General features: G+C 58.1%; 17 protein-coding genes. 11 read left to right on the top strand and 6 right to left on the bottom strand.

Translation table 11 applies throughout. The features are described from left to right. The first annotated feature begins 5 nt into the window (after positions 1-5). The 3 genes from EJA70_RS14850 to EJA70_RS14840 all read left to right on the top strand — a co-directional run bounded on the left by EJA70_RS14850 (position 6) and on the right by EJA70_RS14840 (position 2128). Positions 6-611: an arylesterase gene (locus EJA70_RS14850; protein WP_178116864.1), complete on the top strand. Its 606-nt coding sequence runs from the start codon at positions 6-8 to the stop codon at positions 609-611. Positions 612-668: 57 nt separating this feature from the next. Then, positions 669-962, top strand: coding sequence for a hypothetical protein (locus EJA70_RS14845; RefSeq protein ID WP_158831679.1), 294 nt, complete (start codon positions 669-671; stop codon positions 960-962). Positions 963-1156: 194 nt separating this feature from the next. Further along, on the top strand, positions 1157-2128 hold the full coding sequence (locus EJA70_RS14840; RefSeq protein WP_008079925.1) for a L,D-transpeptidase family protein: 972 nt from the start codon (positions 1157-1159) through the stop codon (positions 2126-2128). 123 nt (positions 2129-2251) lie between these two features. Here EJA70_RS14840 and oprI read toward each other — a convergent pair whose 3' ends face one another. Continuing rightward, positions 2252-2503 carry an outer membrane lipoprotei OprI gene (oprI, locus tag EJA70_RS14835; RefSeq protein ID WP_003199355.1) on the bottom strand — a complete coding sequence of 84 codons (252 nt, stop codon included), beginning with the start codon at positions 2501-2503 and terminating at the stop codon, positions 2252-2254. Between the two features lie 640 nt (positions 2504-3143). Here oprI and EJA70_RS14830 point away from each other — a divergent pair. After that, complete coding sequence (locus tag EJA70_RS14830; RefSeq protein ID WP_003226804.1) at positions 3144-3425, top strand: GNAT family N-acetyltransferase; 282 nt, start codon at positions 3144-3146, stop codon at positions 3423-3425. Positions 3426-3486: 61 nt separating this feature from the next. Here the strand turns inward: EJA70_RS14830 and EJA70_RS14825 are convergent, their stop codons facing one another. Then, positions 3487-4563 carry a 3-deoxy-7-phosphoheptulonate synthase gene (locus tag EJA70_RS14825; RefSeq protein ID WP_008079929.1) on the bottom strand — a complete coding sequence of 359 codons (1077 nt, stop codon included), beginning with the start codon at positions 4561-4563 and terminating at the stop codon, positions 3487-3489. 130 nt (positions 4564-4693) lie between these two features. Next, entirely contained in the window at positions 4694-5137 is a 444-nt protein-coding gene (locus EJA70_RS14820) for a PilZ domain-containing protein (protein WP_008079931.1), read from the bottom strand. On the opposite strand from EJA70_RS14820, the gene EJA70_RS14815 reads away from it, so the two are divergent. From EJA70_RS14815 to cysB, 5 genes are all read left to right on the top strand, one after another. Next, complete coding sequence (locus tag EJA70_RS14815; RefSeq protein ID WP_045123065.1) at positions 5136-5522, top strand: co-chaperone YbbN; 387 nt, start codon at positions 5136-5138, stop codon at positions 5520-5522. The genes EJA70_RS14820 and EJA70_RS14815 overlap by 2 nt on opposite strands. Then, a complete protein-coding gene (locus tag EJA70_RS14810; RefSeq protein WP_158831677.1) occupies positions 5519-6490 on the top strand; it encodes a putative 2-dehydropantoate 2-reductase in 972 nt (323 codons plus the stop codon). The genes EJA70_RS14815 and EJA70_RS14810 overlap by 4 nt, the downstream gene beginning before the upstream one ends. A 22-nt stretch (positions 6491-6512) precedes the next feature. Then, positions 6513-7418: a 5'-nucleotidase gene (locus tag EJA70_RS14805; protein WP_008079944.1), complete on the top strand. Its 906-nt coding sequence runs from the start codon at positions 6513-6515 to the stop codon at positions 7416-7418. 99 nt (positions 7419-7517) lie between these two features. Continuing rightward, positions 7518-8021 carry a universal stress protein gene (locus tag EJA70_RS14800; protein WP_008079946.1) on the top strand — a complete coding sequence of 168 codons (504 nt, stop codon included), beginning with the start codon at positions 7518-7520 and terminating at the stop codon, positions 8019-8021. Positions 8022-8134: 113 nt separating this feature from the next. After that, entirely contained in the window at positions 8135-9109 is a 975-nt protein-coding gene (gene cysB, locus EJA70_RS14795; protein WP_158831675.1) for an HTH-type transcriptional regulator CysB, read from the top strand. 9 nt (positions 9110-9118) lie between these two features. On the opposite strand, the gene EJA70_RS14790 is transcribed toward cysB, so the two are convergent. Continuing rightward, positions 9119-9601 carry a GreA/GreB family elongation factor gene (locus EJA70_RS14790; RefSeq protein WP_158831673.1) on the bottom strand — a complete coding sequence of 161 codons (483 nt, stop codon included), beginning with the start codon at positions 9599-9601 and terminating at the stop codon, positions 9119-9121. A gap of 2 nt (positions 9602-9603) precedes the next feature. Continuing rightward, the gene (locus tag EJA70_RS14785; protein ID WP_158831671.1) at positions 9604-10014 is read right to left on the bottom strand and encodes a hypothetical protein; all 411 of its coding nucleotides are present in this window, start codon (positions 10012-10014) and stop codon (positions 9604-9606) included. A gap of 124 nt (positions 10015-10138) precedes the next feature. On the opposite strand from EJA70_RS14785, the gene earP reads away from it, so the two are divergent. Together earP and EJA70_RS14775 are read left to right on the top strand one after the other, a co-directional pair. Further along, positions 10139-11281, top strand: a complete 1143-nt coding sequence (gene earP, locus EJA70_RS14780) for an elongation factor P maturation arginine rhamnosyltransferase EarP (RefSeq protein WP_158831669.1) — start codon at positions 10139-10141, stop codon at positions 11279-11281. Positions 11282-11329: 48 nt separating this feature from the next. Further along, positions 11330-11899, top strand: coding sequence for an elongation factor P (locus EJA70_RS14775; RefSeq protein ID WP_007908599.1), 570 nt, complete (start codon positions 11330-11332; stop codon positions 11897-11899). A gap of 146 nt (positions 11900-12045) precedes the next feature. On the opposite strand, the gene EJA70_RS14770 is transcribed toward EJA70_RS14775, so the two are convergent. Continuing rightward, on the bottom strand, positions 12046-12465 hold the full coding sequence (locus tag EJA70_RS14770; RefSeq protein WP_008079954.1) for an organic hydroperoxide resistance protein: 420 nt from the start codon (positions 12463-12465) through the stop codon (positions 12046-12048). Between the last annotated feature and the right edge of the window lie 211 nt (positions 12466-12676).

The raw sequence follows: 12676 nt of genomic DNA, 5'->3' as shown, positions 1-12676 counted from the left end.
ATCCGATGCGTGTATGGTTTTTGAGTGCTGGCCTGGCCGTCATGTGCATGGCCCAGAACGCAGCGGCGGGTACTGTCCTGATCGTTGGCGATAGTATCAGCGCCGGTTTCGGCCTGGATACCCGCTTGGGGTGGGTGTCGTTGCTGGAGCAACGGCTCAAACAGGAGGGTTTCGACGATAAAGTGGTCAACGCCTCGATCAGCGGCGACACCAGTGCCGGAGGCCAGGCGCGGCTGCCGGCGCTGCTTGCAGAGCATAAACCGGCGCTGGTGATCCTTGAACTGGGTGGCAACGATGGCTTGCGCGGAATGCCGCCAACTCAATTGCAACAAAATCTTGCCTTGATGATCGACAGCTCCCGTCAGAGCGGCGCCAAGGTCCTGCTGCTCGGCATGCAACTGCCGCCCAATTACGGCAAGCGCTACACCGATGCTTTCGCTGAGGTCTACGGCAAACTCGCCGACGATAAAAAGATCCCGCTGGTACCGTTTTTCCTCGACGGCGTCGGCGGTCATCCGGACTTGATGCAGGCCGATGGACTGCACCCGGCAGCCGGGGCTCAGGGCAAGTTGCTGGAAAATGTCTGGCCGACGCTAAAACCGCTGTTATGAGGCTTTTCTAAGGGCAGGCTTTCGGCTAATGTGGCGCCCCCTTATTTGGAGCCCCCGATGTCGCGTTCTGCCTGGTCCCTGTTTGCCTACCAACTGATCGAGCCTGACGAGCAGCTGGATCTGTTCGCCTGTCAGGAAGTGCGGGTGCATCTGGTGACCCGGCAACTCGAACTCGGTGGTTCGGCTGATCGCACCCTGTGCGGCGGCTTGCTCCCGGCGCAACCGCGCTGGTCGAGCGTTGATCGCCGGGTGTTCCAGGATCAGCGCTTGTGTTCGCTGTGCCGGGCGATTCTGGAATCGCAGAAGCGCGGCACCTCGCCGATCTGGCCTGAGCTGCGATTCGAGCTTTAAGGTCAAAAGATCGTCCGATCGCGGCCCGAGCCTTCGGCAGCTCCTACATGGGTTCGCGTAATCCTGTAGGAGCTGCCGAAGGCTGCGATCTTTTCGCATTCAGCACGGTCCATCGGCGTGGCTCCCCGAATATTCAAAGTGCGGTGTACAATCGCGCTCTTATACCCTTGTTGATCATGCGAAGGATTTTCCGGATGTTGCCGCGCTTTCCTGCCGTCACCCGCTGCCTGTCACTTGCCGCCCTGTGTGTGGCCGGTCCCGTTGCTGCATTGGAGTTCCCCCTGCCACCGCCCGGTGAAGACATCATCGGCCAGGTCCAGGTGATCAAGGCCAAGTACGAAGACACCTTCGCCGATCTGGGCACGACCTACGATCTGGGTTATTCGGAAATGGTCGCGGCCAACCCGGGCGTCGATGCCTGGTTGCCGGGCGCCGGCACTGAAATCGTCTTGCCGACCCGCTTTATTCTGCCGCCGGGCCCGCGCGAAGGCATCGTGATCAACCTCGCCGAGTACCGCCTCTACTACTTCCCGAAAGGCAAGAACGTGGTTTACACGTTCCCGCTGGGTATCGGTCGTGAAGGTTGGGGTTCGCCGATCGCCCACACCTCGATCATCGCCAAGACGCCAAATCCGACCTGGACGCCGCCCGCATCGATCAAGGCTGAACACGCCGCCGATGGTGATCCGCTGCCAAACGTAGTGCCGGCCGGCCCGGACAATCCATTGGGCCCGTTCAAGTTCACGCTGGGCACGCCGGGTTATCTGATCCACGGTTCGAACAAGAAATTCGGGATCGGCATGCGCACCAGCCACGGCTGCTTCCGCATGTTCAACAACAATGTGCTGGAGATGGCCAGCATGGTGCCGGTCGGCACATCGGTGCGCATCCTCAACGACGCCTACAAGTTCGGTCGCAGTGGCGGCAAGGTTTATCTGGAAGCGCACACGCCGATCGACGACAAGGGCAACCCGTCGGTAGTCGACAAGCACACTGCAGTGATCAACGCGATGCTCAAGCGTGAAGACGTCACCAACAACCTGCGCATGAACTGGGATGTGGTGCGCGATGTGGTGGCAGCTGAAGATGGCCTGCCTACGGAAATCGGCACGCCGACTACCTCGGCACCGATTGTTTCGAGTGCGCCAATCGATTTGCAGCAATAAGGCAATAAAAAACCCGCCGACGCTTCACGCGCCGGCGGGTTTTTTATTGCCTGGACAAAAGCATCGGGCACAAAAAAGCCGACCCAGACATCGGATCGGCTTGATAACAATCCCGAGGGATTATTACTTGCGGCTAGCTTTGTCCAGCATGCGCAGAGCACGCTCGTTAGCTTCGTCAGCAGTCTGTTGTGCTTTTTGAGCAGCAGCCAGAGCTTCATCAGCTTTACGGTAAGCTTCGTCTGCACGAGCCTGGGAGCGAGCAGCTGCGTCTTCAGTAGCGGTCAGACGTGCTTCGGTTTCTTTCGATGCGCTGCTGCAACCGGTAGCCAGAACTGCGGCCAGAGCCAGAGCAGAGAATTTCAGAACGTTGTTCATCGTGTTCCCCTTCAAGGACTTTCAAATTAAGTGGCTGTCTCCTCACGATTGAGGAAATAGCCGGCGTACATACTACCCATTACTTGTAGTAAGTAAACTGACGTAGCGCAAGAAGCAAAAAAAATTGTAGGCGCTGATTCTTTTTCGAGCAACTTTTAACTGCACTGTATAAAAAATATCCAGCTGCAAGCCCCGCACTGAGCGAGTTAATCAGAAAAAGTTCCCGTTACGGTGTGCTGTTTTTGCAGTCTTGGCTAAAGTCTTTCTAGATGAATTCGTCCACACTTTTGTTCCGATTTTGCGTGCTGCTTCGCTTATCTTTTGTCCATGTTGAGGTGACTTTAAAAAAGGTTGCACGTCTTAAGTCTCAACATCCGGCAATGTTCAGGTGAGCGGCTTGGGAAGATCTTCTCCCCAACCACCCCTGCGTCCATCGGAGCAACCCCCGTCAACCGGCTTGATGACGAGCGCACCTTGAGCATTTTTGCCAATGGTGCCTACTATTTATCAGGTGCTCGGTTGCGCGAGATCGGTGTGGCTCTTCTCGGTGTCCAACAGGCACGGGGTGGCGTAGATGTTCCTTCGCCGGAAAAACATCGGTAAGGTAGGGGTCAGAATCCAAGACCCGCGAGGAGTAGTGATGAGCGAGGCGTTGTCCATCCACCATGACCAGGCTGGTCATCAGTTCGAGACCAATGTGGACGGTCATCGTGCCTACCTGACCTATATGGATCTGGGGAAACAGACCCTGGATATTTACCGCACGTTTGTGCCCAACGCCCTGCGCGGGCGTGGCATTGCCGCTGCGCTGACCGAAAGCGCGCTGCAGTACGCCGAAGAAATGGGCTACACGGTGATCCCGTCGTGCTCCTACGTCGAGCGCTACATGGAGCGTCATCAGCGCCGCGCCGCGAAGATCTGAACCGCACACACAAAAACGCCGGGCAATGCCCGGCGTTTTTTTATGCCTGCGAAACGCTGAATCAGTTGCGCTGACGTTTCGGCAGAACATCCTTGAGCTTGGCGTGCATGCTGCGCAAGGTGTTCTCGGTGGCAGACCAGTCGATGCAGGCATCGGTGATCGACACGCCGTATTGCAGGTCGGCGAGGTCTTTGGGAATCGCCTGGCAGCCCCAGTTCAAGTGACTTTCAACCATCAGGCCGATGATCGACTGGTTGCCTTCGAGGATCTGGTTGGCGACGTTTTCCATCACCAGCGGTTGGAGGGCCGGGTCCTTGTTGGAGTTGGCGTGGCTGCAATCGACCATGATGTTCGGCTTGATTTTGGCCTTGTTCAGCGCCTGCTCGCACAGGGCGACGCTGACGGAATCGTAGTTCGGCTTGCCGTTACCGCCGCGCAGCACCACGTGACCGTAGGCGTTGCCTTTGGTGGTGACGATCGACACGCCACCTTCCTGGTTGATGCCGAGGAAACGGTGCGGGCTGGAGACCGACTGCAGGGCGTTGATCGCCACGGTCAGGCCGCCGTCGGTGCCGTTCTTGAAGCCGACCGCCGAGGACAGGCCAGAGGCCATTTCACGGTGAGTCTGCGATTCGGTCGTGCGCGCGCCGATGGCCGACCAGCTGATCAGATCCTGCAGATACTGCGGGGAGATCGGGTCGAGGGCTTCGGTGGCGGTTGGCAGGCCTTTTTCGGCCAGATCCAGCAGCAACTGGCGACCGATGTGCAGGCCGTCCTGAATCTTGAACGAGTCGTCCAGGTATGGATCGTTGATCAGGCCTTTCCAGCCGACGGTGGTGCGTGGCTTCTCGAAATACACGCGCATGACCAGATACAGGGTGTCGGAGACTTCCTCCGCCAGCACCTTCAGGCGATCGGCGTATTCGTGGGCAGCCTTGATGTCGTGGATCGAGCACGGGCCGATCACTACGAACAGACGGTGGTCAGTGCCATCAAGAATGTTGCGAATGACTTCGCGGCCCTTGGTGACGGTGCGCAGGGCGGCGTCGCTCAGAGGGATATCACGCTTGAGCTGATCAGGAGTGATCAGGGTCTCGTTAGAGGCGACGTTTAGGTCGTTGATCGGTAAATCAGCCATCGTTTACTCGTCAGGTCACGGGTGCCGGCCGCCAGCGATCCCCGCGCGGCGGAGCACAGCAGATTTAAGCGCGTCGGGGAGCGGAACCTTAGCGCGTAAAGCGCCTGCTAGACAATGGGCAAAAGGTGCTTTAGTCCAGCGCTGGCTGCGCAAAAGCCTTGCGCACGCTATCGTGGGAGAACTCGTCGGCGTGTTGCTCGACCCATTGCAGGGCCACTGCCTGAATTTCCTGCAGGTCATCGTGGGTTTCATGCAGACGGCAGTAGCGCTCGATCTGACACACCTGCTCACCCATTCGCGCGCTGAACAGCGTCTGTTCATCGGTAAATGCGATCCCCACCAGATAACCCTTTTTGCGCCGCAGGCACCACGCCACATAGCCCGGATAACAGATGTCGGCATTGAGTGTCGGCATGCGCACTTGCAGCGCCGTGCCATGGCGCCAGGCACGGTGGTAATTGCAAGCGATGCCGCCGAGGCTGATAGTGTGCAGCTGTTGCCTGGAAATACACTCAGGCTTGAGCAAGGTTAATTCAACCGGCACCTCGTCCGGATGAGGAATGAAACGTCCCATGAGCACAGACTCCCTGTGTCGGCCATTTGACATTGTTTCCCCCAGTATAGTGGTCGAATCCGAACTGACCGATTTCGACGCCGACCAACGGCTGTTGGCGATGAGCGGCGTTTCGTTGGTGATTTTCACCAGTGTCGGCTGCGCCAGTTGCCGTTATGCCCGCGAAGTGTTGCCGGGGCTCGAACTGGCCATCGATCGCCTGTGCTGGATCGATGCCGGTGACAACGGCGGGTTGGTCGAGCGTTATCAGGTCTTTCATTTGCCGGCGCTGTTTGTGGTGCGCGACGGTGAGTTCTTTGGGGCATTGCACACGCGCCTGACGGCCGATGCGCTGAACGCGGCGTTGGCGCAGGCACTGGGTCGAATTGCAGAGGAGTTGCCATGATCGGGACAGTGGATAAACCAGGCTTTGATAAACCGAAAGTGGGGATTATTGGCACCGGCGCAATTGGTGGTTTCTACGGATTGATGCTGGCGCGTGCCGGGTTCGATGTGCACTTTCTGTTGCGCAGCGAGTTTTCGGCAGTCGCCGAGCGCGGGTTGCAGGTGAACAGTGCGGTGCACGGTCAACTGACGCTGAATCCGGTGCAAGCCTATTCAGCGGCCGAGGACATGCCCAAGTGTGACTGGCTGCTGGTCGGCGCGAAAACCACCAGCAACGCTGGCCTCGCGCCTGCAATCGTTCAGGCGGCCAAGGCTGATGCGAAAGTGCTGGTTCTGCAAAACGGTCTTGATGTCGAAGACAGCCTGCGTGAACTGCTTCCCGATTCCCTCCATCTGCTCGGCGGCTTGTGTCTGATCTGTGTGCATCGCGAGGAGCCCGGGCTGATAACCCATCAAGCCCTGGGGGCGGTGAACGTCGGCTATCACAGCGGTCCGGCGCTTGATGAAGTGGCGCGCATGGCCATCGTTGAAGAAGGCGCTGGCCTGTTCCGCGCCGCCGGTCTCGATTCGCAGGCAATGCCCAATCTGCATCAGGCGCGCTGGCAGAAACTGGTCTGGAATATTCCCTATAACGGCCTGTCGGTGCTCCTCGGTGCGGGTACCACGCCGCTGATGGCCGATGGCGACAGTCGCGCGCTGATTCAGGCGTTGATGGCTGAGGTCGTGCAGGGTGCCAAGGCGTGTGGCTTGGAGGTGCCGGCCGGTTATGCCGATTTCCTGTTCACGATGACCGAGAAAATGCCCGACTACTGGCCGAGCATGTACCACGACTTTCTACATAAGCGACCGCTGGAGCTGGACGCAATCTACGCTCGACCACTGGCGGCAGCAAAAGCGGCGGGTTGTCAGTTGCCGCGCATCGAAGCGCTGTATCGCACTTTACGTTTTATCGACCGACGCAACGTTTAAGCCGGTCGCTTTGGGGGAATGCATGGCCAAGAACATCGATGACAAACTGGTGCTGGCGATTTCGTCGCGCGCCTTGTTCGACCTGAGCGAGAGTCACAAGGTGTACCTGTCGAGCGGCGTCGAAGCCTATAGGCAATATCAGATCGAGCACGAAGACGAGATTTTGGCGCCCGGCGATGCCTTCCCGCTGGTGGAAAAACTCCTGAAACTCAACAGCCGCCTCGGCCGCGCGCGGGTCGAGGTGATTCTGGTGTCGCGCAATAGCGCCGATACCGGGCTGCGCGTGTTCAACTCGATTCACCATTACGGGCTGGCGATTTCCCGCGCGGCGTTTGTCGGCGGGCGCAGCCCGTACCCGTATCTGAAAGCGTTTGGTTGTGATCTGTTTCTGTCGACCCATGCCGAAGACGTACGTGCGGCGCTGGACGCCGGTTTTGCCGCAGCGACCATTCTGTCCGGTGGCGCCAGCCGTGCGGCCAGCGACGAATTGCGCATCGCCTTCGACGGTGACGCGGTGATTTTTTCCGACGAGTCGGAGCGCGTCTATCAATCCGGCGGGCTCGAAGCGTTTCAGGCCAAGGAGCGTGAATCTGCACGCGAACCGCTGCGTGGCGGGCCGTTCAAGGGCTTTCTGGCAGCGCTCAATCTGCTGCAGCGCGAGTTTCCCGACGACGATTGCCCGATCCGCACCGCGCTGGTCACCGCACGTTCGGCACCTGCGCATGAACGGGTGATCCGCACCTTGCGCGAGTGGGATATCCGTCTCGACGAATCACTGTTTCTCGGCGGTCTGACCAAATCGGCGTTTCTCGAAGCATTCGCAGCCGACGTGTTCTTCGACGATCAGGCCGGGCATTGCGAACTCGCCCGCGAAGTGGTTGCCACCGGCCATGTGCCGCACGGCATCAGCAACGAACCGTCGGTCTAAAGCCCAAACGGTTCAAGACGTTGCACCGCACGTCGTACTCGCCAAGGCACTGCTAAGCTGAATCAAATCTCCGCCATTGTTGGCTTGCGAGGAGGTCATATGATTCGTTCGATGCTGTATGCCACTGACCTCGGTCTGTACGCACCGTTAGTGATGCAGCATGCCCTGGCGTTGGCGCGAACGTTCAATGCCGACTTGTATGTGGTGCACGCGGTAGAACCGATGGGGCTGTTCGCCGAATCGGTGTTGCAGAGCTATCTCGACGAGCAGGCATTGAACGATTTTCACAGCCAGGGTCTGAAAACAGTCATCGCCAATATTGAACAGCGGGTGCTGGAAAGCTTTCGTGAAGAATTGGGCGAGGACGGCGAGCAGGATCTGCAACGCATTCGCGCGGTGCGCGTGCTGCAGGGCGATCCGTCGCAGGTGATTCTCGACCAGGCGCAGAAACTCTCGGTCGATTTGCTGATCGTAGGTAGCCACAGTCACGGGGTGGGCGCGGAAACGCCGTTGGGGCGCACGGCGGCTCGGGTTCTGCAGTTGGCCAAGGTGCCGGTTTATCTGGTGCCATTGGTGGAGCGCCGGCGGCGGGAGGATCGCTGAAGCGGGAATAATGGCACTTTGATAAAAAAGTTCTAGATTTATTCTTCAAACCATTAATATAGTTATATACCGTCGCTGATGCCCGTGGCGTCTACCTGCTTTGAGGGATACATATGAAGCTTCAACAATTGCGCTACATCTGGGAAGTGGCGCACCACGACCTCAACGTTTCCGCTACAGCCCAAAGCCTGTACACCTCGCAACCGGGCATCAGTAAACAAATCCGCTTGCTGGAAGACGAACTCGGCGTTGAAGTGTTTGCCCGCAGCGGCAAGCACCTGACCCGCGTCACCCCGGCCGGCGAGCGCATCATCACCACTGCCGGTGAGATTCTGCGCAAGGTAGAAAGCATCAAGCAGATCGCCCAGGAATTCTCCAACGAGAAGAAGGGCACCCTGTCGATTGCCACCACGCACACCCAAGCGCGTTATGCCCTGCCGCCGGTGATCAGCAACTTCATCAAGCAATACCCGGACGTGGCGCTGCACATGCACCAGGGTTCGCCGATGCAGATCGCCGAGATGGCCGCAGACGGCACCGTCGATTTTGCGATCGCCACTGAAGCACTGGAGCTGTTCGGCGATCTGGTGATGATGCCGTGCTACCGCTGGAACCGCTGCGTAGTCGTGCCGCAAGGTCACCCGCTGACCAAACTGCCGAAGCTGACCCTCGAAGCGCTGGCTGAATACCCGATCGTGACTTACGTGTTCGGTTTCACCGGCCGTTCGAAACTCGACGAAGCGTTCAGCCATCGTGGCCTGACGCCGAAAGTGGTGTTCACTGCGGCCGACGCCGACGTGATCAAAACCTACGTGCGCCTGGGTCTGGGCGTGGGCATCGTGGCGAAAATGGCGGTCGACAGCAAACTCGACAGCGATCTGGTGGTACTGGATGCCAGCGAATTGTTCGAATCGAGCATCACCAAGATCGGTTTCCGTCGCGGTACGTTCCTGCGCGGTTTCATGTGCGACTTCATCGAGAAGTTTGCGCCGCACCTGACCCGCGAAGTCATGGCCAAAGCCATTCAGTGCCACAACAAGCAAGAGCTGGAAGAGCTGTTCGACGGCGTCGAACTGCCCGTTCACTAAGCAACCCTTTTAAAGCACCTCGGTGACAGCAAATTGTTGCCGGGTGCCTGCCACCAGAATCTCCACCTCATCGCCTTCGAACTTGCCCAGCAGGCTTTTACCCAGTGGCGAGCGCGGGGTGATGACGGTAATCGGCTGACCCACCACATCGACTTTCAGGCCGGCCGCATCCGGCGCCAGAAACAGCCATTGCTCGCGACCCTTTTCGTCTTCCAGACCGAGCAGGGCGCCGATCTCGATTCCACGGTTTTCGTCATAGGCGCGCAGCGTCAAGTTCTGGCACAGCGCCAGTGACTGACGAATTTCCTCGACGCGTTTTGCCTGACCCGCAGCCAGATAAGACGCCTCAAGCCCCAGCGTGTCGTACTTGTTTTCGGCGATGTTCTCTTCGTGAGTCGCGGTTTCGTAGGCGGTTTGCGCGGCGCGTTCGGCGATGTCGAGGTCAACGCGCAGCTTGTCGATAATCAGTTGGTGAACCGTGTGCTTGTTCATGATCAATCGCAGAATTGTAGGACGTTGGCGCGGCTCTTTTCGCTCGGGGCGGTCTGATCCTGTTGCAGCCAGAACTGGCATTTAGGGTTGGACTGATTTCGCGAGCTGCTGCGCGCTTGATCGAGTCGAACCTGCTGTTCGTTCTTGCGCAGGTTTTCTTCGTACTGGTCGAACAGCGGACTTTGCGGCGGGATATCTGGTTGCACCTGGACGGTCACCGGCGGCTTGGCCAATTGCTGCACCGCCTGAGCAACCGGTGCCAACTGTTCGGTGAACAGAAAACGCGACAGCAGCCAGCAGGTCAGCGCAATGGCGAGAAACCCCAGCCACAGGCCCAAGGCAATACTGCCGGTCAGGTGCAGCGCGCTAAGCTGAACAGGCAAGGGGCGACGCGGGTTGAGACGATAGGGCATGGCTGCCTCCTGGCGGATGATTGCGGGCAAGTGGCGATTGTCGCACGAAGATTAATCGCCGTCGGCTCTTCTGCGCGAGGTGATTTATGCGGACAATTACGGCTTTTGCCAACGGGAGTCTTGAATGCCGGAAGTGAACACCCGCTGGGATATTTTCTGCACCGTGGTCGACAACTATGGCGACATCGGCGTGACTTGGCGCCTGGCCCGGCAACTGGTCGCCGAGCACTCTTTGGCGGTGCGCCTGTGGGTCGATGACCTGCGTGCGTTCGAACGGATCTGCCCGGACATCGACGTCAACGCTGCGCAGCAATCGCAGCAGGGCGTCGAAGTTCGCCTCTGGCCGAGTGAGTGGACACAGACTGACGCGGCGGATGTGGTCATCGCTGCGTTTGCCTGTCAGTTGCCCAGTGATTACATGGACGCCATGGCCGCGCGCGAAAAGCCACCGTTATGGATGAACCTCGACTACCTCAGCGCCGAGGACTGGGTCATCGGCTGCCACGGTCTGCCATCGGTGAAATACAAATCGGTGCAGAAGATCTTCTTTTTCCCCGGCTTCCAGCCCGGTACTGGCGGCTTGCTGCGTGAGCGTGGATTGCTTGAACAGCGTCAGCAGTTTCAGCAGGACCCCGAGGCGCAGCGAAAATTCCTGCAAGGCCTAGGCATTGATCGCGCGCCTGAGGCACAGCTGATTTCGTTATTTGCCTACGAGAATGCCGGGCTGGCCAGTTGGCTGGACGTATTGGCAGCGGACGCCACGCCGACTCATCTGTTGGTGCCGGAAGGGCGCATTCTTGGCGATGTTGCGCACTGGCTCGGGGTTGAAACCCTGACGGTCGGTGCGATCCATGTACGGCAGTCATTGACCGTGCAGGTGCTGCCGTTCGTCCGACAGGATCAATATGATCACCTGTTGTGGTGCTGCGATTTCAACGCCGTGCGCGGCGAGGATTCTTTCGTTCGCGCGCAATGGGCGGGGCGACCGATGCTCTGGCACATCTATCAGCAGGACGAAGACATCCACCTGGACAAGCTCGACGCCTTTTTGGCGCTGTACACCAAAGGCCTTTCGCCGGCCGCCGCTGAGGCGATGAACGGTCTTTGGCGAGCCTGGAGTGCCGGGCAACCGATCGGTGAACACTGGTTGGCAAGCTGCAAACACTGGCCGGAACTGCAGGAAAATGCCGAAAAATGGTGTCTGGAACAAGGCTTGCAGGCCGATCTTGCCGCAGCGCTGGTACAGTTTTACCTAAATTGGATATGATACGCGGCCTAGATTTTTGTAAATCCCATCCAAATTCGGATATTCGCAATGAAAACTGGTAAAGAACTGAAACCCGGTACCGTGATCCGTCTCGAAAACGATCCTTGGCTGGTTCAGAAAGCTGAATTCACCAAATCGGGCCGTAACAGCGCGATCATGAAGACCAAGCTGAAAAACCTGCTGACCGGTTACAAGACCGAGATCGTTTACAGCGCTGACGACAAACTGGACGACGTAATCCTCGACCGCAAAGAAGCGACCCTGTCCTTCATCAGCGGCGACACCTACACGTTCATGGACACCACCGACTACACCATGTACGAGCTGAACGCTGAAGACATCGAAGCCGTTCTGCCTTTCGTTGAAGAAGGCATGACCGATGTTTGCGAAGCGATCTTCTTCGAAGAGCGTCTGGTTTCCGTAGAGCTGCCGACCACCATCGTACGTGTAGTTGACTACACCGAAGGTTCGGCTCGCGGCGACACTTCGGGCAAAGTCATGAAGCCAGCCAAACTGGCCAACGGTACTGAGCTGCAGGTTGCTGACTTCATCGAAATCGGTGACAAGATCGAAATCGACACCCGCGAAGGCGGTTCCTACAAAGGCCGTGCTAAATAAGCACTGCTTTTTGCGGAAAGAAAAAGCCCGACCATTGAGTCGGGCTTTTTTGTGCCTGTCAGTAAGATCAAAAGATCGCAGCCTGCGGCAGCTCCTACATATGTACCCCTGTAGGAGCTGCCGCAGGCTGCGATCTTTTGCTTTGTTCAGACAGTGACGTGCAGGCGTACGTCGACGTTGCCACGGGTGGCGTTGGAGTACGGGCAAACCTGGTGAGCGGCGTCGACCAGTGATTGCGCGTCGGCTTGTTCCAGGCCAGGCAGGCTGATATGCAGATCGATGTCCAGACCAAAGCCGCCGGGGATTTGACCAATGCCGACGTGGGCGGTGATCGAGGCGTTGTCGGGGATTTTGCGTTGAGTCTGACTGGCAACGAATTTCAGCGCGCCGATGAAGCAGGCCGAGTAACCGGCTGCGAACAGCTGCTCAGGGTTGGTCGCCGCGCCGCCAGCACCGCCGAGTTCTTTGGGGGTGGCGAGTTTGACGTCGAGAATATTGTCGCTGGAGATCGCACGACCATCACGGCCGCCGGTGGAGGTTGCGATTGCGGTGTAGAGCGTTTGCATGATGTGAGCCTCTTTGGGTGTCATGGTTTGCGCTAATTGTTTGCGCGCTAAGTAAGTACGAGGCAAATGTATAGCGCAAATATTTTGCGCGCAAGATAAATTTTGGAAAATTATTCGTGATAGGTGCACTGAAACACTTGTAGGAGCTGCGGCACGCTGCGATCTTTTGATCTTGAAAAAGCCCAGGTCAAAAGATCGCAGCGTGCCGCAG

Origin of the sequence: Pseudomonas sp. PB103, assembly GCF_009764635.1 — a bacterium.
In the GTDB taxonomy this organism is placed as follows: domain Bacteria; phylum Pseudomonadota; class Gammaproteobacteria; order Pseudomonadales; family Pseudomonadaceae; genus Aquipseudomonas.
The sequence above is the reverse complement of the archived record's forward strand: the minus strand, read 5'-3'. Positions and strand labels throughout refer to the sequence as shown.